Genomic DNA, 23140 nt, shown 5'->3' with positions numbered 1-23140 from the left:
TGGTAACCAAGCCGTATTTAATACAACTACAACAGAAACCGATACGGTAAACATACCTTTAGTAGGCTCTGTAGCTTGCGGTTTACCAATATTTGCAGAAGAACATATAGAGGCACAAATTGCCATATCTACAAAGTTGGTAAAAACACCTTCAGATTATTTTTTGCTAAGAGCTACAGGAGACTCTATGAACAAAAAAGGAATAGACAGTGGTGATTTACTACTAATTAAACGCCAGCATACAGCAGAAACCGGAGATTTAGTATTGGCCTTGTTAGATGATGAAGCTACGGTTAAAGAGTTTAAAAACAATGGTAGCAACCTTGTTTTAAAACCGCACTCTACAAACCCAAAACACCAACCAATTATTTTAACTACAGATTTTAAAGTACAAGGTATTGTAGCAGATGTTATTAAGGTGTAATTAAACACATAATTTTTTTAATATTTTTTTGTAAAAAGTAGGAGGGAAGTAGTATTTTCTAAAATCTGTAGATGATGTTACCAATAACTAATTTTATACCATTTATAAATAAATAGTACCCAATTACACATATCCGTAATTATAGTAAAAAAAATAGTTTTACATTGTAGGAAAATTTAACAGCCAAAACTAACCAAACTACATTATATACGTTTATACACCCGTATTGGCGGAATAAACGTTAGTATTTGAGTTTATATGTAATTCTAAGCAATTTGAAAAAAACCGTACTTAAAATATTAATTCTGACTTTAATTTTGACTAGTTGTAAGCAAAACAATAAATCGGAATTAAAAACTCGTGAATTAGCTCAAATTGAAATTAGCGATGGATTTAAACTTGAATTTCTAAATCAAATCTTATCTGATAATTCAAAATCGAGATTATTATTTGATAAAAAGGAATTGATTTCTAATTTATCTATAAATGTTCCACCGACTTTACCAATAGACTTAAAAAATCCCAAAAAGACAATATCTCATTCGGAATTTATATCTGATACCTTAAGAATAAATGATACTGACTTTGTAAAAAAACAGTTCCAAAAGAACAAAGACTTTGACATTTCGAAAATAAAAAAATACGGATTTAATATAATTGACATAAAACAATACACAGAAAATGAAATTGCGTGGGATTCAATAAATAATATTGCTGAAAAATATTATAAGAAAAATAGTCTTAAAAATATTTATTCAATTTTATACATAACCAAACCCATTTTCAATAAAAAACTGAATTTAGCTTATGTGCGTATTAGACAAGGCTCTGGTGGAATGACTCGGATTTATGAAAAACAGAACGAAATTTGGAAAGTAAAGTATGAATTAGATGAATGGGTAGAATAAAACAGCTTAGAACAACGTGTATAATTAATTGCTAGTCCTAACCTACTTACGAAAGTCTTCTCAGATTTTCTATTCTGCTTTTATTTGCTAAATTAGGTGCTTAAACCACGCAGCAAACCATATACATAAACGTTGTGTACTATTTAAGAAAAATTACATCTGAAAGAATACTTTAATGAATAAACATTTTTTAATAATTGCTATATTTTCAATCCTATCACTTACTTCTTGTGATCCATACGGAGTAAATAAAGACAGAGATTTTCAAGCAATAAGAAATCAATTATCGGAAAACTTAAATGTGAATTCAATAGAAATTAAAGACAATGAAAACTTATTGATTAAAGTAAAAAGTCCTTTTAAAGAAAATAAAGGTTCATTCGAAAATTTTGCTTCTGTGGCTCAATATATTATCGGAAAAAACTATAAACCGAATACTTTGAGTATGGATAAAAATATAATTATTGAAATGAGAGATACATTGAATAATAATTACAAATCCCAAACAGACTTTAAATCAATATTTTATCTTGAAAAATTTTTCGATAAAACTTTAAACCATTTAGAATTAATTTTTAACCCAGAATATAATGGAAAAGAATATGCAATTATTGAATTTCACAAAACAGATTGTTTCAAAAAAATAATAAGTAACGGAATTAAATCAACAAATATCGTTGGGATTGAGAAAGATAAAACTGGAAAAGTAAATGTAATTATTATAACGGAAGCAAACAAAGAGCATTATTTAAAAATCAATTACACTGGAACAGAATTAGATACTATAAAATGTTTAAATAATAAATAAAACAGTACACAACACCGCAGTAGGAAATAACTGAATTATGTCATATACAATTTCAAAATTTTCAAAATAACCATACATAATAATTTACCTTTTTTATTACTTGGTTAAAGTTGTACATAGTTAGTCCAACTCAAAAAAAATCGTGTATCTGTACTTACGTACTGATACACGATTTTTGAGATTATGTATTTTTATTAAACTTAAGTTACTAACACATTTAATCATTAACTATAAATGCGTGTATAACTCCTGGTAACCATCCAATAATAGTTAGTATAAGACTAATTAAAAATGTTTTTCCTATTCCGTGTTTCATAAATACGGCTAATGGTGGTAGTATAATATTTAGTATAATTGTTACTAATGACATATGTAGTTGTTTTAATTGTTAAACAGTTATGATATTTGTTTTTGTAAGTATTTTTATGCTAAATTAAATGTATTATAACTAGTGCTTTATCTCAATTAGTCATATTGTTAACCTTATCAAGTAAATAGTAATTTATACATCGTTTTTATAGAATTTCTACTCTATTTCTTCACTAATATTTAGCAACAAAAGAATATTTAAATGTAAATACCCCTTCATAAGTAGTTAATTATCCAATGCTAATACTATTTTATCCAACCCGTTTACTATATGTTTTTGTAATACAATTCTTACTACTTTTGATTCATAGTTAGAACTATAATTATTAATAACACAAAAGAATTTAGTTATGAAATTAAAAATTATGAGAACAAAAAAGTTAGCTTTAAGTTTTCTTCTAGTAGGTGTATGCTTCATAGGATACAGTCAAAAACCTAAAGGCCAAACATCAAATCCAAATGATAATTTTAAATTATTAAACGATTTTTCTGATGAATTTAACACAGGAAATATCAATTGGAACAAATGGAGTAAAACAGCTAATTTACCCAGTACAAAAGCTTGGAAATGGAATAACAATGCTAATACTAAATCTGTAAATTTTAGTGGAGAAGGTGCTGTTGAGTTAACTATGCGTCAAAATGCAAATAATGCAATAGATGGTATTACTTATTTTAAAAGTGGCTGTTTACAATCTATTAAACAATTGCCTAAAAACTTTGTAGGTTATGTAGAATCTAGAATTTATGGTGCAGAAATTAATTCTCCTAAAGCTACAGGTCTTGACAAAAATAGAGGCGTATGTCCTTCCTTTTGGTTATACAGTAAGTTTTTTGATAATAAACCAATTGGAGAAGCTGTGTATACAGAAATTGATATAGTAGAACTACAGCAATTTGATTTTGACCCTAATGGTCCTGTTGGTCACCAACAAGATTTTATTACAGATGCAGAATCTAATCTACACTTAGTAAAAAAAGCAAGTTTTGGTAGAGATTGGTTTAGACCAAAACAACCAAAAGCAAGAGCTACTCAATTAAATAAGTATGAGCTACCTGGTAAATTTGATCCCACACAAGGTTGGCATACCTATGGTTGTGAAATTACACCTACTAAACTATATTTTTATGTAGATGGTGTAAGAGTAGGTAGGGCATTAAACAACACATACTGGAGCGATAATCCAATGTATGTTATAGCATCATTAGGGTTAAGAGTTCCTTTTGTAGACTTTAAAGGAAATGTATTTGAGCCTGTTAACCCAGAAGTAAATCCTAGAGCAAAAAAGAATATAGACGAAATGCCAGTATCTATGCACGTAGATTATATAAGAGTTTGGAAAAAAGAGGGTACAGGAGGAGCTAGTAATGCTACAGATGTTAATTGCTCATCAGCTACAACTTGGAAAAAATCAGGAAATTTTTTAATAGGAGACAAGGTAAAGCTTAACAATGCAATTTATGAGCTTAAAGCAGGTAATGGAACTTGTAGACCAGGCGGCGCTTCTGGCTGTTCTGCAAACCAATGGACTAAAGTTTTAGATTGTACATCTAATAGTAGTATTATTAATACTGACTCAGGAACAGTATATCCAAACCCTGCCAATACAGTAGTTAATGTGGTAGCTAGTAAAGGAGATTTTATTAGAATTATTACTTCTGTAGGCACTGTAGTACGTACCGTAAAGGCTAAAAATAGTACAACTGTAATAAATATTTCAGCATTACCGGCAGGTTTGTATACTGTTACAATTACTGGTAACAATAAAAACGAAACAAAACAATTGCTTGTTCAATAGCAAAAAAATTACATAAATTGAATAATAAAGGCAGAATTAAACTTAGGTTTGATTCTGCTTTTTTTGTTATTAATGAAACAACGTAGGAGGGAAGTAGCACTTTATATATGCTACCATTAAAATACTACCAATTACGGATTTCCGTAATACATACGTTGTAGGAGTTCGTATTTTAGCGTGATTAAACATATTGTTTCTGGAACACTTTTATGCGACGACGTAGGATGGAAGCGTAATGTGTGTGGAGTGGATTAAAATAATAAAAGATAAATTTTACAGTAAACTCTCAAATATATTGTTGTAAAATTTATTATATTTAAGCTCTCCCTTTTTAATTAAAAAATAAGATTATTTTAATTTCTATGTATATTAAGAATAAATAATTTTAATATGCTCTTAAAATTATGGATAACAATAAATTTCAAATAATATGACTGATTTGATTTTAATTAAAAAAAATCTAACAAAGGAAATAAAATCAACGGTTAATACTATTGACCCTGCTTTTAATGTAGAAGAAAGTGTAGATTTATATTTGAAAATCCTTAAGTATAGTATTTCCATTCCACATAAAGATGATTTAGAAGGATTAGGGAATATAGTAATGGATACACTTAATCAATGTTTTGTTGAAAACAAAATAAATGAAATTGCTATAGGAGCTTTCTGTAAAAACTTTGAACAATTTATAAAAAAAATATATTATATAATTGAAGAAAGTGCATCGATAGATACTGAGTATCATTTGGATTCCTCAAAATATCATGCTTTAACACCTTTTCTTTCTAGATTAAACAAGGTTAAACCTATATATTATGATAATAATGGCGCAGACGTTTATGAAGCCCAATTTGCAAAAATAGAAAATGGGAAACCCAAATACAAAATCAATAGAGAAACAGGAAAAAAGACTTACGTTAGATTATATCCTTCAAGTTTAAACTTTGATAAATATACTGATATAGATAATACAGAATTAAACAGTAAATACCAAAATGATTTTAAGCTTTGTTTATTAAAGGCAATAATATTAAAAAACGAGCAGAGTCATCAAGCACCTAATCCTTCAAGGTTAAAACTAATTGGGAATTTGCATTCAACATTAATTGCTGAATTATGGATTGTTGACTTCTTAAAGAAAGAATTAGTTAATGCAATTAGAATAGTTAATTTACGAACTCGTGATTTTGGAAGTTATATCGATTCTGAAATTGAAAAGTATAAAAAACAGAGTTCAAAGTTTGTGTCATTGAACTTAAAAGAACTTACAACAGTAGATGGAAACCCAGGGAAAAGTATTCTGACTGATACTCTTGTTACAGAACAAGTTAGAAGAATAAGGTTACTTGGACAAGGTGGTTCAGGTAAAACTACTACTTTAGAATATTTGTTTTATAGAGATGCGCTGAAATGGCAAAGTAACAAAATGACCTCAAAATTACCTGTTATTGTTTCACTAACTAATCTATCAATAGGTGAATCAATAATTGAAAATATTTCCAAAAAAATTAATACAGAAGAAAGTTATACAGAAGAGTTATTAGGGACGAATGATTTAAATCTTTTCCTTGATGGTGTGAATGAAATAATTTCTAATAGAGAATCCAAAAAAATGAAGTTGCAGGAAATTGGTTCATTGATTGATGACTATCCTGAACTTTCGATTGTTATTTCTGATCGTTATGAATTTGATAGTTATCAAAATAATATGTTCAATGTACCAACATATTTAATTGAAAAACTAAATGAAAATCAAATTCAAGAGTTTGTTGAAAAATACTGTTATGGATCAAATGAACTATCGGAAAAAGTATTGAATACACTTAAATCAAAAACTGGGATACAAGAATTATTACTTCGCCCATTAGTTTTAACAAGAGCAATAGAAATAATAAAAATAGATAATGATCTTCCAGAGAAAGAAGGTCAAATAATTGAAAAATTTCTAGACACATTGTTGAGAAGGGAAAAAGATGAAAAAAAAGATCCCTTATTAAATATTAATAATTTTAAATTATTATTGGCTTACACAGCAAATTATATCTGGATTACTAATGATAAATCAAATGTACCTATACATGAATTTTCTTTTAAAAAGCTTTTAATCAAAGCTGCTGATGAATTCGGACTTGAAAAATATAATGCTGGATATATTATGAGAATTGGGTATGAATTAGAAATACTATCAAAACATGACGAATATATTCAATTTTATCATCAGAGTTATATGGAATTTTTTGTAAAGCATTACTTAAAATTTGAGTTACATTAATGTTTGAAGCAGCCTTAAATATACATGACCCGTCGGACAAACGTTCTCATAGCGTCTTAAGATTCTTTTCTGAAGATCTAACCGAAGATAAAAAGATAGAATTCGTAAAATCGATATTTAACCGAGGTTCCTGGACACTAGCAACTGAGATTACCAGAACATCTCATTCAATAAAGTTAAGTGAAGAAACAAAGAATATTTTTGCACAAATTTTAGAAAAATGGGTTTTAGAAAGAGTTAACCACTCGAACACTAAGTTATCAAAAGAAACTAAAAATCCTCACGTCCCAAAAATATATTCTTACGAGTTTAGAGAGGCTATAATTGCAATTAAAGATTTAGGTTTTCATATAGAACTTATGCTCATTATTGAAAAGTTTCTCAATGAATGCTATAAAACATATTTAGATAAATTTATTGATAGAGCATTTTGGTTAGTTATTGATGAATTTAGCACAAGTGAATTAGAAACATTTTTTTTATACTTTTCTAATTTATATATGAAAAACGTTTCTGATAATATTGGAAATTTCTTATATGTTTTTCTTCGGAACTTAGCTTATTCTCCAAAAATATTTTTTTTATCTGAAGATTTTTTGGAAAATTTAGAGCAGTTATCACAGAAAATACAAAAATCAGGTACTGATAGTAATTATTCTTTTTTAATTTCTATTTTAATTATTGAGTTCATAAGATTCAAAGAATTAGATCTTTCCAAAACTGAATATGAGAAAGTAATTTTGTCAACAATTAATAAATTAGAAAGCGGTAAACTAGAAAATTTAGAGCTTTTGAGTTTTTTGAAAAAATTCAATTATAAATTTGAAGAATATAATTTTAAACATGAAATAAATTCATTATTGAATAGTATTGAGGTTAATATTAAAAAACTTCAAGAAGCAGATGAAATTATTAAAAAAGCAATTTTACATCATTTTATAAAATCTTCTAATGAATATCTTGAATTGTTAGTTTTTCAATTAGAATTTCTTAACGAACATGAAAAGACTACTGAATTAAAACGATTTATTAATTTAATTGATAGCTTAAGGTTTAATTTAAAAGGGTTTATGTGGTTTAAAGAATATAATAATTTTACACCTATCAAAGGTGAAATTGTTAGTGCATTAATTAATGGTTTTGGCGTTGAATTAAATCCTTGTTATATAAATGAATTCATAAGTGAGCAAAATTATGAGGATTTAAAAAAGAGTGAATTAATCAAGGATAATCTTTTTGGATTTACAAATAAAAAATCATTTAAAAAAAATTCAGATTCAAATGTATATCATTCGTTTTTAAAAAAGAATCCTGTAAAAGAAAATTACAAAAAATCAGGGTTGGATAGTGTATCAGAAACCAATTTATTTCTTATTTCTGAATTAAATTACTCTAGTTCAAATAAAGGAAGTGTAATAAATTTAATCCCATATAATGAATCGATTTACAATCTTTTAAATAGTTTTAAAATCAACTCCTTTTTTTCATGTATCGATTTGTTTTTAGCAAATGAAGCTTTTAACCTTTTAAAGGTATTTTCTCCATTCCGTAAACGACAGTATATCCCTGTATTTAGTAGACTATTACCTTCAACATTAAGCACTCCAATTAAACTTGACTTTAAAGAAGATAAATTTTGGAATATTTTAAAAGATTTAAGGCCAATTATATTTAATGAAACTTACGTTAAAACTAAAGATAAAGAAAAAGAGTTTGAAGAATTAATAGATATTTATAATCAAGGTAAAATAATTGAAGGTACTATCCAATCTATGACACAAGGAGGTTTCTTTGTAGATATACAAGGTCACAAAGCTTTTTTACCTGGGTCTCAAATTGAAAATTATAGCATCCCTGATTATGAATCATATATCGATAAAACTATGGATTTCAAAATAGTCAAAATCGACCATCAATATAAAAGTGCTGTTGTTTCGCATAGAATTATTATTGAAGAACAAAATGAAAAAAATAAAAGTTCTTTAATAAAGAAATTAGAGAAAGGGCTCGTTCTGCAGGGTATTGTTAAAAATATTACTTCTTATGGTGTATTTATTGATCTTGGAGGAATAGATGGCTTAATTCATATAACAGACCTATCATGGGTTAGAATAAATCATCCAAATGAAATTGTAAGGTTAGATCAAAAATTAAATCTAGTAGTTCTTGATTTTGATGATAACAAATCTAGAATTCAACTCGGTCTAAAACAGTTATCTCAACATCCTTGGGAAACTTTAGATAATAATATTAAAGTTGGAGATAAAGTTAAAGGTAAGGTTGTAGTTATAGCAGATTATGGTGCTTTTATTGAAATAGAAAAAGGTGTTGAAGGATTAATTCACGTTTCAGAAATGTCTTGGTTAACACACTCCATTTCGGCTAATGACTTTGTGAATTTAGGAGATGAAATTGAAGCTAAAATTTTAACTATAGATAGGCGAAATCAGAAATTATCTCTTAGTATTAGGCAATTAGAACAAGATCCATGGAATACTATTCATTCAAAAATAGATAAAGGAAAAACAATAAAGGGTAAAATAAGCAAATTGATATCTGTTGGTGCAGTTATAGAAATTCTTCCAGGTATTGAAGGTTTTGCTCATAAGTCAAACATACCTAACAATTTAATTTCTAGTCTTGAAATTGGGAAAGAAATATTATCAAAAGTTATTTTTATAGATTCTTCTAAACGAAAATTGAGTTTAAGTTTGAATTTAGCAACAAAGAAAGAAATTAATTATAAGTTTAAACAAAAAAATAAAACTCCAAATTTAGATTTTCTTAAAAAAATAAAAGTGGGAGATATTTTTGAAGGAATTGTACTTAAAACAAATAATGGAACTGGTATAATAAAAATTGAAGGCAATAGCAATCTCGCTGTTATTTGTCCTTCTAGGCATATGAAAAAGAGGGACGGGAATCCTGTTAAAAAGAAAGATATAGTTAAATTTAAATTATTAGAAATAGATAGTAGTAAATCTAGGCTTATTGTTTCTCATACAAAAACCTATAGCTCTTAATATTAATTCTCAAAAGTTAATATAATTATGAATTGATTTAGACCTTAGAAAATTTTTGGTAAATCAATAGGTGAAGTGAGCGTTCATATTTTAGTCTATCCAAATACAATTATTAAGACTATACTAAAATTAAGTTTTAAGCAGTAGTAAGTTTTTCACTGTGCTGATTTTTTCATAAAACGTTAATCCACGAGAATCGCGTATTTAAAAATTTCTGTACCTAATTACAGAATACGCAAATTATGAGCAGTGTGTGTTTTGTGATAATTATAGGTTTAATTATAATTTTATAACTTTTTGTGATAATCTATTTTAATTTTACTTAACAACTAGTTATAGCTACACATCTAAATTAGTCTAACTAAGCCACAATTAGCTTTACATAATTACTGTATATTGTGGCCTAAAGGCAATTATATCATTAATTATGTAAAATATCGCTGAAATACGCTATTTCCTAATTGTTATAAAATGCCTTATAATTTATATTATGTAAAATAGAATATTTAGAACCACTGTTACACTCCTAATTCTTGTACAATAACTTATTTAGTTAAATTTAGTGTTTCTAGTATGTGTTTGCCTACATTTTGGCCTTGTACAACACCATTGTCTATTGCAGCTCTGTAATGTATACCACCATATAATCTGCTAACTGCAGCTTCTTTAGCAGCATTATTAAAAGAACTAAACTTACGTACTGGTAAACCATATGGAGTTTCAGTATCATCAGAAAAACTAAAGTTATCTCCAAATAACTGAGTTAAAATGGTTGCAGATGCGCCAGATACTACAGAATGTCCGCTTGTGTACTCTGGAAAAGGCGGCGTTTGTAATAATGGTGTCCATTCTTTATCTATAGTATTGTTAATTAGAGTTTCGGGTCTAATTAAGTTGCTACGGTATTTCTCATCCCAGCAACTAATAAAAGCATCAAAAATACCTATAGATGTTATTGTATTTGCGTGTACAGCAGCTGTAAAGTCTAGCTTTTGCTGTTTACACGCTATTTTTGTTATTCCTATCCAATGTGCACCTGGAGTAATTTTTTTTGTGGCAATCATTAAATGGCCTTTGCTAGTAGATACATACGGATTACAGTCCCAAAACTTTGCAATTTCTACTTCTTCAGACGTATCTCCGTTTTTACGTATCTCGTTAGTAACGGTATATACTTCTTGTAATTCTTTATAAAATGTACTTTCTGGATCCATAGAAAACTCAGGATGCCTAATTGGTTTAAATTGCGAAGCAGAATCTAAAACCATTGGTCTTATTTTATTCCAATGTGGCTCTATACCATCCATATACGCAGGTGGTGTTGGTTGCCACCTACCAGGATTATCTGTAGTAACCTCATACCCTGCAAAAGATCTGGTTTCTTTATAATTGTCTTTGTGTAGCCAGTCTTTTACGCGGTTAGCAACTTTTAAACCATATGCCTTAGACACCGTAAACTCTGTTGTATTGGTCTTTTCCCAACTTGTAAAAAGGCTATCTGCATACGTAGTTACAATATTGTCTTTAAAAATAAGCTCTTTACTAACATCTATATATGCCACAAGCGCAGCAACCTCTAAATTTACATCTTTAGTTGCTTTTGGTATAGGCTGTAAACTTTTAATTTTTGTAGTTAAAGAGCTGTATTTGGTATTGTTTTGCGTTATAATCTCATAAGCAGCAACATTTGGGTACATATATATTCTACTAGCCACAGGTGGTGAAAATATATCATGAATCATAGTTTCTGTAATTTTATCTACAGCACTAAAGTACACATCTACAGGTACTTTTATAGGTTGATCCTTGTTTGTACATGATTGTAAAACAGCGAATACTATTAACAATACAAGGACTAAACTTTTGCTTTTTTTATTTAAAATCTTCTGCATAATATGTTTCTGCATCATTTAACAACAATTGCATTTTTTCTTTCTCTAAAATTACTCTTTTATCATCCCAATCCAAATAGTTTACAAAGTCCTTAACAACAATGTCCATAAACGTAGAAATACTAGAAATGTTAAAGTACAAACGCCCTGTTCTGCGTACAAAAAAATCTGCAAGACTATTGGTCATTTCATAATTTACACAATACCAAAGTTCTGCTCTTATTAGGTTTTCTAAGGCATTACCAGTTCTAAAAAAGCTTATTTTCTCTAAAATTGCAGAAGCTTTTTTGCCGTATGTTGTGCATAAATACCAAGCGTAATAACTGTCTTCTATTCCTATTTTTAGTAGTTCGTTTTCTAATTCCTTTTGGTACGCCACAACCTCATTGGCAGAAGTCATTGTTGGGGTTACCAATGCAATATCTTCTGTAATAGATTTTTTTAAATGCTTCTTTTTCTTTTCAGGAATGGTTTTTAAAACCGTATCTATAACACGCTGCGCCATTTTTCTGTATCCAGTTAATTTTCCGCCAGCAATAGAAACTAAGCCACTTTTTGAAACAAAAATTTCATCTTTTCTGGACAATTCAGACGGATCTTTTTCTTCTTCGTGAATAAGTGGCCTTAAACCTGCCCAGTTAGACTCTATATCGTTTAAAGTTAAATTTACATCTGGAAATGTGTGGTTTGTAGCCTTTAGTAAATACTCAGCATCTTCTTCTGTAGCCACTACCCTTTCTAAATTACCCGCATAATTAGTGTCTGTTGTGCCAACATAAGTAGATCTACCACGCGGAATGGCAAAAATCATACGGCCATCTTCTACATCAAAATAAACAGACTGTTTAATAGGTAATTTTTCGTGCGGAAAAACAATATGTACACCTTTGGTTAAGTGTAAATGTTTGTTGTTCATAGACGCATCCTTTTTACGTAAAGTATCTACCCAAGGGCCAGCAGCAGAAACATAATTACGTGCTGTAATATTTAGTCTTTTACCTGTGTTTTTATCAATACAATTTAGGCTTTCAATTTTTTGCTCGCTATCATAAACAAAAGATTCCATTTCGCAATAATTTACAATAGTAGCGCCAAATTCGGTTGCTTTTTTAAGTATTTCTATAGTTAGTCTGGCATCATCAGTTCTGTATTCTGCATAATATCCGCTACCTAAAACAACAGCATCATCTAATAAAGGTTCTTTATCTAAAGTTTCCTTTTTATCTAACATTCTCCTACGGTCATCACCACCAACATTTGCTAGCATATCATACACTTTTAGGCCAACAGATGTCATCATTTTACCATATGTGCCACCCTCTATAAGTGGTAAAAGCATTTTTTCTGGTACAACTAAATGTGGTGCTAATTTGTGTACAATAGCACGCTCAGAGCCAGATTCTCTTACCAAACCAATTTCTAATTGTTTTAGGTAACGTAAACCACCGTGTATTAATTTAGTAGACTTATTACTGGTACCTGAAGCAAAATCGTTTTTCTCTACCAAGCACACATTTAAACCTCTAGACGATGCATCTAAAGCAATACCAGCACCTGTTACTCCACCTCCAATAACTATCAAATCGAACTTTTTAGAAACTATTTTTTTTAACTGTTTAGGTCTGTCTAAAATAGAAAAACGTAAAGGCTTATTTTTTGGTTTAGCTTTGGTAATACTCTTTGTTTTTTCTACCGCTTTTTGCCATCCTTTGTACTTTTTGTTTCGTACTTTAGATTTCATCTCTGGTTTAAAAACAGTATCAATTTCTCTTATTTCAGAAATGTTATCCTTGTTCCAAAAATTAGCTTTTATACCAGCCAATAATGCAGCACCAAAAGCAGTAACCTCAATCATTTTTGGTCGGTCAACTTCTACATTTAAAACATCAGACTGAAACTGCATTAGATAGTTATTGGCACTAGCGCCACCATCTACTTTTAGTGTTATAATTTCTTTTTTGCTATCTTCAATCATAGCATCAATAACGTCCTTAGTCTGGTAGGCTAAAGCATCTACGGTGGCTTTTATAAGTTCTTTTTTACCTGTATCTAACGTCATCCCATAAATACTACCCTTTGCATTGGCATCCCAATACGGAGCTCCTAAACCAGCAAAAGCAGGTACAACATACACACTTTTTAAAGGCGGAATACTGTTGCAAATTTCTTCGGTATCTGCAGCATTATCTATAAGCTCTAGTCTGTCTCTTAACCATTGTATAGATGCGCCACCCACAAAAATACTACCTTCTAAAGCGTATTTTATAGGTTCAGAATCTAGGCTACACGTTAATGTAGTTAATAATCCTTTGGTAGAAACCACTTGTTTTTTACCAATATTAAGCAACATAAAACATCCTGTACCATAAGTGTTTTTTGCAATACCAGATTTAAAACCTCCTTGTCCAAATAATGATGCTTGTTGATCACCGGCAACACCATAAATAGGAATTTTTGTTCCTTTATACTCCACGTTTCCAAAGTCCGACGATGATTTTTGCACCGTTGGCAACATACTTTTAGGAATTTCTAATGCATTAAGCAATGTATCATCCCACTTTAAATTTTTAATATCATACACAAGTGTGCGCGATGCGTTTGTATGATCTGTAAGGTGTTTTTCTCCGTTAGTAAATTTAAAAATTAACCAACTGTCTATAGTTCCAAAACAGAGCTCTCCCCTATTTGCTTTTTCTTTTGCACCTTCTACGTTATCTAAAATCCATTTTACTTTGGTGGCAGAAAAATAAGAATCTATAACCAAGCCTGTGTGTTCTCTTACATATGAAGTATACCCTTTGTGTTTAAGATCTTCACAAATAGGCGTTGTACGCTTGTCTAGCCAAACAATAGCGTTGTATATAGGTTCTCCTGTATTTCTGTCCCAAACAACGGTAGTTTCTCTTTGGTTGGTAATACCTATAGATGCTATTTCTTCAGGAGAAATTCCAGATTCTTCAATTACTTTATAAAACGTACTTAATTGATCTTTATAAATTTCTACAGGATCATGTTCTACCCAACCAGATTGTGGATAATGCTGTGTCAATTCTTTCTGAGAAATGGCTTTTATACCACCTTTTTGATCAAAAATGATTGTTCTAGTGCTTGTAGTCCCTTGGTCAAATGCTATTACATATTTTTTTTCCATTCTCTATAAAATCTGATTGTTACTGCGTTGCTTAAAAAATAAGGTATGTACTTAATACTAAGATAGTAATTATTAAACCGATAATTTTTGCATATTTCCAAGGTACAATATCTATTTCCTCTGTAACCTTTGGAATATACTCATCTTGTTTTGGTTTTATTTTGGCTACTATTAACATTATAATACTATTTACTACAAATAAAATCCCCATAATATGTAAAAAATGTGGATATGCTTCTGCTTTAATTATTGCAAGTTGTTCTGTATTTGTGATACCAAAAAGTGCAGCGTCTTTTAGTGCTTTATTCACAAAATATGGGCTTAGTACAAACTGACTCACCAAATACATTATAACACCACCAATAAGCACAATTTTTGCACCAATTGCAGGTACTTTTTTAGAGACAATCCCCATTGTAACAACCGCTAAAATAGGCACACTTAAACTACCTAAAGATTCTTGTATATACGCAAACAAACCATCAGGAGCATTTGCTATTAAAGGAGAAATTAATATAGATACAATAGCTAGGAAAAAACCAAATATTTTACCTGCTCTTACTGTTTGGCTGTCTGATGCATTTTTACTAAAATACTGTCTATATAAATCAAATCCAAAAAGCGTGGCACTACTATTTAATAAACTGTTAAAAGAACTTAATATAGCACCAAATAATACCGCAGCAAAGAAACCTAAATAAGCACCAGGCAATACTTTACGCACTAATGCCGGGTATGCCTGATCTGCGTTTTCTAAATTCCCCTCGAATAAATGCCATGCAATAATACCAGGTAAAACCACAATTACTGGAATTAAGAATTTTACAAATCCGGCTAAAATCATTCCTTTTTGACCTTCTTTTAAGCTTTTTGCACCAAAAACACGCTGTAATATAGATTGGTTGGTTCCCCAGTAATACATTTGAGCAATCATCATACCCGTAAAAATAGTCCCGAAAGGAATAGAAGAAGTAACACTACCCTTGGCGTTAAACTTCTCTGGGTTACTGGTCCACAAAATATCTAAACCGTTTGTAACACTACCATCACCAATTACCATTAATCCAAAAATTGGAATTAAAAGACCGCCTATTAGTAACCCAATAGCATTAACTAAATCTGAAATAGCCACAGCCCTTAATCCACCAAAAATAGCATAAATAATACCTATAATACCAATAGACCAAACACAAAGCTGAATTACAGCTCCTTGAGAAATATTTAGTGTTTCGGATAAATTAAACATAGTACTAAAAGCCAAGGAACCAGAGTATAAAATGGTTGGCAATAAAACCACACCAAATGCTATTAAAAATAAGATAGATAAAATGGCTTTTGTTTGCCCATCAAACCTGTCTTGTATAAACTCTGGTATTGTAGTTATACCAGAACGCATATACTTAGGTAACAAGTAAATTGCTGTAAAAATCATTGCAATTGCAGCCAATGTTTCCCAAGCCATTACCAATACACCTTCTGCAAAAGATTGTCCGTTTAAGCCTACTATTTGCTCTGCTGATAAATTGGTTAGTAGTAAGGAGCCTGCAATAGTAATGGCTCCTAAACTTCTACCGCCCAAATAATATCCGTCTGCAGTACTTTCATCGGTTTTTCTTGTGGCATACCACGCTACAAAACCTACTAAAATGGTAAACCCTAAGAATGATATAATAGAAAGTGTATCCATAATTTTATTGTTTTTGTGTTAATCTAAGTAATCCGCAAGACGGAATTTCTACAGCTAAAATTCCTTTATTTAAAGCATACTTTTTGGTACTTATTACGGTACCTTCACAATTGTAAATTGTTCCTGTATATGTACCTAAATCTTGCATATTCTGTACAATTAAACTAGTAGAAAGCTTGCCGTTTAAAATATCTATATATTGAGTTTTACTGTTAATTTGTGCCACATAATCATCAAAAACCCCTAAAAGCAACTTATTTTGGTTTACAACTTGCTTTACAGGGTAATTAGCTAAAGGCTTAAAAGGTGTAAAATTACCCGTTGTAATCAGTTCTTTATTTTTATTCCAATATTTGGTATAAAAACCAATCATATTTAAAAATTCTTGTGGAGCATCTTTTAATAAAACCGATAATTGTGGCACTCCAAACAAAGTATTTACAAGTTGTAAAGCTGCTACTTCTAAACGCTCATCATTATGCCAGGTAATCATATCAGAATGTACCGCAGTATTACCAGCTAGCATTTTAATATCTGCTATTCTAATACGGTTCATAGTTGCGTCTCCAGGGCAATCAAAAGCTCTAAACATATTACCATATTTACGCATAGCCGGACCTGTATATTTTTGTCTAAATTCTACAAAAACATCTGGTTTTATTGCTTTTAAAGTACTTATAACGTCTAAAAGCAGTCTATCTACCGCTTCATTAACAGACGTATAATCCATATCTGTGGTAATTTCTTTTTTAGTTTCTGGGTAAAACTTAAAATCATCAATAAAATCTAATTTAAATCCGTCTAAGTTCCAATCAACTAAAGCCGATTTGTAAATGTTTATTAAATAATCTCTAACCTCGGGGTATCTGGGATCAAAAACAGGAGCCCATCTGTGGTTTTCTGTTAAAAACTTGCCCTTAAAACGTTTGTATGCCTTAGATTTTTTTCCGCAAAAAGGTACAGAATACCAAAAGCCTACTTTTAAACCTGTAGCGTGTACTTTACTTACAAACTCTTTTGTTTTGGTAATACGTTCTGGCAACCAATCTCCCGTATAATCATAACCTCTGTTGCCATCGTTTGTTTGCCAACCATCATCAATTATAATAGCTTTATACCCTAATTCGCTAGCCTTTTTACATTCTTTTTCTAAAAGGTCTTCATCTAAATTTTGATGAAAATTGTACCAAGTAGAATATAAAGGAGCATTTGCAATTTCTGGTACGCTTGTAGGTTGTAAATCATCAAAAGTTTCCCACCATTTAGAAACATCTTTTAATACATCAGAAAAATGAATATCTCTAGCATCTATTCTAAGTTGCATATTAAATTCACTTAAAGGAAAATGACGCTCTGTAAAGAGTGTTACAAAACAGTAAAAACAATCATCTTCTTCTCTAATTTGTGCATTTAACTCAAGCATATTTATGGCATTAGAACACGCAAAAGTATGCGTGTTTGTATCGTCATTACCAAATAAGCTAATAATTGGTGCGTCTATAGAAACGCGAGACTCCATAAATTGCAACTCCCAATCTGCTTGTATTCTTTTATTAAAATCTGTAGTAGGTTTCCAAACACCTTTAACGTTATGTGCAGGAATTTTCCATTTTAATGAAATTGGTCCTGGTATTTGTGCTTCTTTAGCGTTTATACTAATATTAAATATAGTTACTTGGTCTTGTGTAGACAAGTTGGTTATTGTGGTAATAAAATTACTTGTATTACCCTCTATTTGTATATCTTCAGCAGAAATGATAGTCGTTTGTTTTATCATTTTATATTTTTATTAATTGTAAAGTTTTGTGTTTTTGTATTGTTTTGCGTTGCAATAAATAAGCTGTTGTTATCTTTTGTATTTACTTCTATTATATGGTTAGATTGATGTGGTACGTAGAAACCCGAATTAGCAGTGTTTACTACTTTAAATCCATTTTCACTACCTTTTAAATACACTCCTTTTATAGCTTCTGTTGTGCCATAAATTGTTTCTGCTGTAGTGTCATTACCAACAAGAAGGGCATCTAAATAACCATCGTTATTTATGTCTTTAACAAGAATGTCGTTTATTGGAGCAAGCTGACAAGCTTGTGGTAATTTGGTTATTTTAAAAGTGTTATTGCCTAAGTTCTCTATATAACTGCTAGCAAAAGTGGTTGCTTTAAGCGTTTCTTCATCTAAATTTTTTATATCTAATAGTGTTACAAAATCTGGTTTAGAAAAATCTTTATAGCTATTGTATTTTTGTTTTAAAACAACCAATTGTTTCATAACATCATCTCTAGTTTGTACAGGAAGTAAAACGTTATTTTTTGTTGGGTCGTTAAAATATTGCGCAACAACAGGGTCTATACTTCCGTTGTTATCAAAATCTTTATTGTATACGTATACCGGCTTATTTTCTTTAGGGCAAACAAAACTATTTTCTCCTTGGTTACCTGCAATAAAATCTATATCGCCATCATTATCAAAATCACCAGCTTTAATGGTGTTCCACCAACCCAAAACTTCTGTGGCTTTATTAGCAGCGTTTACCCAGTTAGGAGTGCTCTTTTTTAAGGTACCATTGTTATTTATAAAAATTGAAATAGACATCCACTCTCCTACTACAATTAGATCTTGCCAACCGTCATTATTAACGTCTTGCCACGTTGCATCTGTAACCATACCAATGCTTGTTAAAGCATCGTTTTTAATAGCAGTAAAAATGCCCGAATTATTTTGTAACAAGCTACTTTCTGGTGTTGTTGGGTAACGGCCTTTAACCAATCTACTACCTATAAAAAAGTCTATATCGCCATCCTTATCATAATCATTTGCAGCAATACAAGACCCAATATTTGTTATTTTTGGTAAATTATTAGTAGCTAAGGAAAAAACTCCTTTTCCGTTGTTAATGTAAATTCTGTCTTGTAATTCAGGTGAATTTTCAGCAAACTCAGACCCTCCACTTGCTACGTAAATATCTAAATCATTATCATTATCTATATCTATAAAACTAGCCGCAGTATCTTCATAAATACTATCTAATTTTTGAGTAATTTGATAAACTCCGTCCTTATTCTGTGTCCATACAGTAGAAGGTTCTCCTTTACTACCACCAATAAAAAGCTCATCTCCAACTTTTAAATCTACGTTAGCAGCCGCTATACACGGTCCAAATTTAGAGTATTGGCGCATTAACAAATGTTGAGAAACAAAATCGTGTCCACTATTTTCTTTATGTGTAAATGGTAAAATAGATGTATTGGTTTGTAATATAGTTGCTGTTGCAACTGTTTTTATATTGTTTTCTTTAGCTGATGAAATATCGATTTCTAAAACTGAATTAATTTTAGGGTTATACAAAGTAGAAATCAAATTGTTTGGCCATATAACCTGTAGAGAGTCTACCTTTGTAGTTTTTACACCAAAGTGAAGAATTGGTTCTACAGACGATAAATAACCACGTGTAAGCGACTGGTATTGCGTTTGCAATACACCATTAGACCACAAATTTACTTTTGCGCCAATTGCTTTTTTATTTTTTGATGTTCCTTTAAGCTTTAGCCTTAAAAAGTTAGATTGTGGTTCTAAAGTTGTTGTGTTATTTTGGAGAATAAATGCATTTTGATTTATGTTATTTACTACAATATCTAAATCTCCATCATTATCTAAATCTGCAAAGGCAGCACCATTACTAAAAGAGTTTTTAGGAGAAACCCAATTGGTACTAACATCTGTAAATTTTAAGCTATTGTTATTCTCATAAAAATAGTTTGGAACAAAAACACCTGGAGCTTTAGCTATTAGTTGCGATAATTTTTTGTTTTTTGAATCTTCTGAGCCAAAAATAGTACTCTGCTTAGAGTAATTTATAAAATCTAAATCTGTAATATCTTTTACATAGCCATTAGTAATATATATGTCTTTATCACCATCATTATCAAAATCTACCATCATAGGAGACCAACTCCAGTCTGTGGCAGCAATACCAGACAAATTACTAGTTTCACTAGCCTTTAAAATAGAATCTTTTAATAATCCGTTATTAATTTGCAGAGAATTATGCATAAACTGCGGTGTGTAGTTATTTCTTTTAGAGGTTAAAAACTTATCATAGTTCATAGTCCCTAACATACTTTTTTGTCTGCTGTAGTTTTCAGGAAACATATCTAAGACCAGCACATCTGGATATCCATTATTGGTAACATCTGCAATATCTACACCCATTGCATTATAGGTTTGCTGACTTAAAAATTTCTTATTTATTTCAGAAAAACCTCTGTGCTTGTTATTTGTAGTGTCCATACCTTTATTTAGGTACACTAAATCTTCTGTTAAAAAGTCGTTTGTAACATAAATATCTGGTAGATTGTCATTATTAATATCTTGTACACTTACACCCAATGAAAACCCTTGATATGTAATGCCCAAAGAATCTGAAACATTTGTAAAAATAGGATGGTCTACTCCTTTTTTACTATCATTACGTAGTAAATAATCTGCCAATTCTTTTGGCATATAATGTTTTGGTACTGGTGAATTTTGAGAAAAGCGAACCTTGCCATTATGACCAATAAACACATCTAAATCACCATCTAAATCATAATCTAAAAATACAGCTTGTTGACTGTATCTAGGATCGTTTAATTGGTATGCCTCTGCTTCTTCTTTAAAAGTTGGTACACCATTTTTGTTTAATTTTTGATTAATAAAAAGTAAGTTATTGCAGTCGTTATTACAATTTGGTCCGCCAACGCTTAAGTAAACATCATCCCAACCATCTGCATTAATATCTACAATTGCAACACCTGTTACCCAAGAATTGGTAGTAAAATTGGCCTCTTCAGAAATATCTAAAAAAGTAAGCTTGCCTTTATTTAAGTATATTTTAGATGATACTTGGTTTCCTGTAAAGACAACATCTTGTAAACCATCATTATTAAAATCGCCAATACCAACGCCTCCACCATTATATATGTATTGAAACGTAACTATATTTAAGCTATCATTATCTATAATAGTATTATTAAAATCTAGGTTTGAGTCACTGGTAGTAACGTACGTAAAACGTTCCTCTTTGTTTTGGTTAGAACAAGAGAAAAGTAATGTTAGAATGGCGCAATAAAAGATTGGATATTTCAAAATAATAAAGAGTTTAGTTATAAGAGCCAAGTTATAAAAACTTGGCTCTTATTTGTAAATTAAAAAAATTCAAAAAAAAACTAACTCAATTCTTTAATAATTAGGATTCTGTTTTAAATTAGGATTAGCATCTCTTTCTGAGTTAGGAATCCAAATAACTTCATCTCTACCAGGAGTAAACGTACCACCACTAATAGATTTTGGATGATTAGGTTGTGCACCATTTGTTACGTGTAAAGATGTTGCTCCCAAATAATCGTCTGCTAATCCCCAACGTACTAAATCAAAATAACGATGACCTTCACCAGCTAATTCCATTGCTCGTTCTTCTATTATAGCCTGTCTAACTTCGTCTTGAGATACAGCTGTAGTTGCTGTTAAACCAGAACCTGGTCTTTCTCTAACCATATTTAAATATCCTATAGCTTCTGCTGTTTTTGCATCTTCATTTAATGCTTCTGCTAACATTAGTAAAACATCAGAATATCTAATAACCCTCCAATTAGTACCAACATTAGTCCCTAATCTATCAACTTCTGTTCTTTCTCCTATATCTAAACCAGCGTATTTTTTAGAGAATATAGGTTCTACACCAAAATCTTCTGCAATAGCTATATCTTCTGCAAAATCTGTAAAATAGTCAGACCCGCCGTAACCTGTAGAACCAGGATAATCATAAACTAAAGTTTCATTTCTTCTAAAGGTATCTCCATTATCTTCAAACAATTTTTTTAACCAAGGATTAAAAATATGTCCGTTGTCAGCAGATTTAGCTGGCGGAGCATAATCTATATGAAAATTACCCATTGTACCAGTTTGCGGAATATCTGAACCCCAAACAAAGTTTGTTTGACCTAAAAATTGTAATTCAAATACAGATTCTGCATTGTTTTCATTAGCTTCAGTAAAATTATCTCCGTATTCTGATGCTGGTAATAAGGCATATTTACCAACTAATGTACTTAATGTTTGGTGTGCATTTGTCCAGTCTTTCGTATACAAATAGCTTTTACCTTTTAAAGCTGTAGCAGCACCAGACGTTACTCTACCTAAATTGGTGCCATCCCAACTTTCAGGTAACATTGTTTCTGCTTTTTCTAAGTCTTCAATTATTTGTTTCCAAACATCTGCTTGTGGAGCCTGGTTTAGTAAAAGATTGTCAAAATCTGGAGTATCTGGAATAATAGGAACATTACCATATAAGTTTAATAAGTACCAATAATCAAAAGCTCTTAAAAAATATGCTTGTCCAACTAAAGGATTGTAATCTTCTTCTGCAATACTTTCTTTAGATGTATTAACTATTATATTATTACATCTAGAAATAGATTTGTAAAGTTCTTGCCAAAGCTCTGTAGACCAACGATCTCCTGGTTTACCTTGTAGAGTAGACATTGTTGTATTAAGATCTAAAGGTATTACGTTATACTCATCTGATCTTAAAAATGCTCCAGTGTGTATAATTCTTCCCCAGAAAAAAGTTCCTGTTATTGGATGAAAAGCTCCGTTAATAGCCGTTTCTACTTGTTCTGCTGTATTACCAAAATTCCCTGTAGAGGTTGCATTATTATTTGGTTGATCTAAAACATCATCAGAACAACTAGAGATAAACACCATAGATACTAATAATAGCGTACTAAAAGGCGATTTTATTTTATATATATTTTTCATAATTGTATG

The 23140-nt window shown here is 30.4% G+C and carries 12 protein-coding genes and 1 pseudogene; 6 read left to right on the top strand and 7 right to left on the bottom strand.

Annotated features, from left to right (window positions below; translation table 11 throughout):
• Positions 1-46: 46 nt before the first annotated feature.
• From lexA to Q4487_RS02685, 3 genes and pseudogenes are all read left to right on the top strand, one after another.
• Positions 47-424: pseudogene (gene lexA, locus Q4487_RS02695) on the top strand (transcriptional repressor LexA); the annotation flags it as partial.
• 275 nt (positions 425-699) lie between these two features.
• Positions 700-1332, top strand: coding sequence for a hypothetical protein (locus Q4487_RS02690; protein WP_303544543.1), 633 nt, complete (start codon positions 700-702; stop codon positions 1330-1332).
• A gap of 175 nt (positions 1333-1507) precedes the next feature.
• Positions 1508-2140, top strand: coding sequence for a hypothetical protein (locus Q4487_RS02685; RefSeq protein WP_100895939.1), 633 nt, complete (start codon positions 1508-1510; stop codon positions 2138-2140).
• 217 nt (positions 2141-2357) lie between these two features.
• Here Q4487_RS02685 and Q4487_RS02680 read toward each other — a convergent pair whose 3' ends face one another.
• Positions 2358-2510 carry a YqaE/Pmp3 family membrane protein gene (locus Q4487_RS02680; protein WP_100895940.1) on the bottom strand — a complete coding sequence of 51 codons (153 nt, stop codon included), beginning with the start codon at positions 2508-2510 and terminating at the stop codon, positions 2358-2360.
• 349 nt (positions 2511-2859) lie between these two features.
• Here Q4487_RS02680 and Q4487_RS02675 point away from each other — a divergent pair, with 349 nt between their 5' ends.
• The 3 genes from Q4487_RS02675 to Q4487_RS02665 all read left to right on the top strand — a co-directional run bounded on the left by Q4487_RS02675 (position 2860) and on the right by Q4487_RS02665 (position 9603).
• Positions 2860-4308: a T9SS type A sorting domain-containing protein gene (locus tag Q4487_RS02675; protein ID WP_303544535.1), complete on the top strand. Its 1449-nt coding sequence runs from the start codon at positions 2860-2862 to the stop codon at positions 4306-4308.
• Positions 4309-4738: 430 nt separating this feature from the next.
• Positions 4739-6580, top strand: a complete 1842-nt coding sequence (locus Q4487_RS02670) for an NACHT domain-containing NTPase (RefSeq protein ID WP_303544532.1) — start codon at positions 4739-4741, stop codon at positions 6578-6580.
• Positions 6580-9603, top strand: coding sequence for a S1 RNA-binding domain-containing protein (locus Q4487_RS02665; protein ID WP_303544529.1), 3024 nt, complete (start codon positions 6580-6582; stop codon positions 9601-9603). The genes Q4487_RS02670 and Q4487_RS02665 overlap by 1 nt, the downstream gene beginning before the upstream one ends.
• A 545-nt stretch (positions 9604-10148) precedes the next feature.
• On the opposite strand, the gene Q4487_RS02660 is transcribed toward Q4487_RS02665, so the two are convergent.
• The 6 genes from Q4487_RS02660 to Q4487_RS02635 all read right to left on the bottom strand — a co-directional run bounded on the left by Q4487_RS02660 (position 10149) and on the right by Q4487_RS02635 (position 23131).
• On the bottom strand, positions 10149-11495 hold the full coding sequence (locus Q4487_RS02660) for a vanadium-dependent haloperoxidase (RefSeq protein WP_303544527.1): 1347 nt from the start codon (positions 11493-11495) through the stop codon (positions 10149-10151).
• Positions 11476-14646, bottom strand: a complete 3171-nt coding sequence (gene glpK / locus Q4487_RS02655) for a glycerol kinase GlpK (protein ID WP_303544524.1) — start codon at positions 14644-14646, stop codon at positions 11476-11478. Before glpK ends, Q4487_RS02660 begins: the two co-directional genes overlap by 20 nt.
• 31 nt (positions 14647-14677) lie before the next feature.
• Complete coding sequence (locus tag Q4487_RS02650; protein WP_303544521.1) at positions 14678-16333, bottom strand: solute:sodium symporter family transporter; 1656 nt, start codon at positions 16331-16333, stop codon at positions 14678-14680.
• A 4-nt stretch (positions 16334-16337) separates the two neighbouring features.
• Positions 16338-18110, bottom strand: a complete 1773-nt coding sequence (locus tag Q4487_RS02645) for a glycoside hydrolase family 36 protein (RefSeq protein ID WP_303544518.1) — start codon at positions 18108-18110, stop codon at positions 16338-16340.
• Entirely contained in the window at positions 18107-21460 is a 3354-nt protein-coding gene (locus tag Q4487_RS02640; RefSeq protein ID WP_303544515.1) for a VCBS repeat-containing protein, read from the bottom strand. The genes Q4487_RS02645 and Q4487_RS02640 overlap by 4 nt, the downstream gene beginning before the upstream one ends.
• Positions 21461-21553: 93 nt before the next feature.
• A complete protein-coding gene (locus Q4487_RS02635; protein WP_303544512.1) occupies positions 21554-23131 on the bottom strand; it encodes a RagB/SusD family nutrient uptake outer membrane protein in 1578 nt (525 codons plus the stop codon).
• Positions 23132-23140: the final 9 nt, after the last annotated feature.

Source organism: Cellulophaga sp. 3_MG-2023 (genome assembly GCF_030546975.1).
Taxonomy (GTDB): Bacteria; Bacteroidota; Bacteroidia; order Flavobacteriales; family Flavobacteriaceae; genus Cellulophaga.
This window is presented reverse-complemented; position numbering and strand designations above follow the sequence as displayed.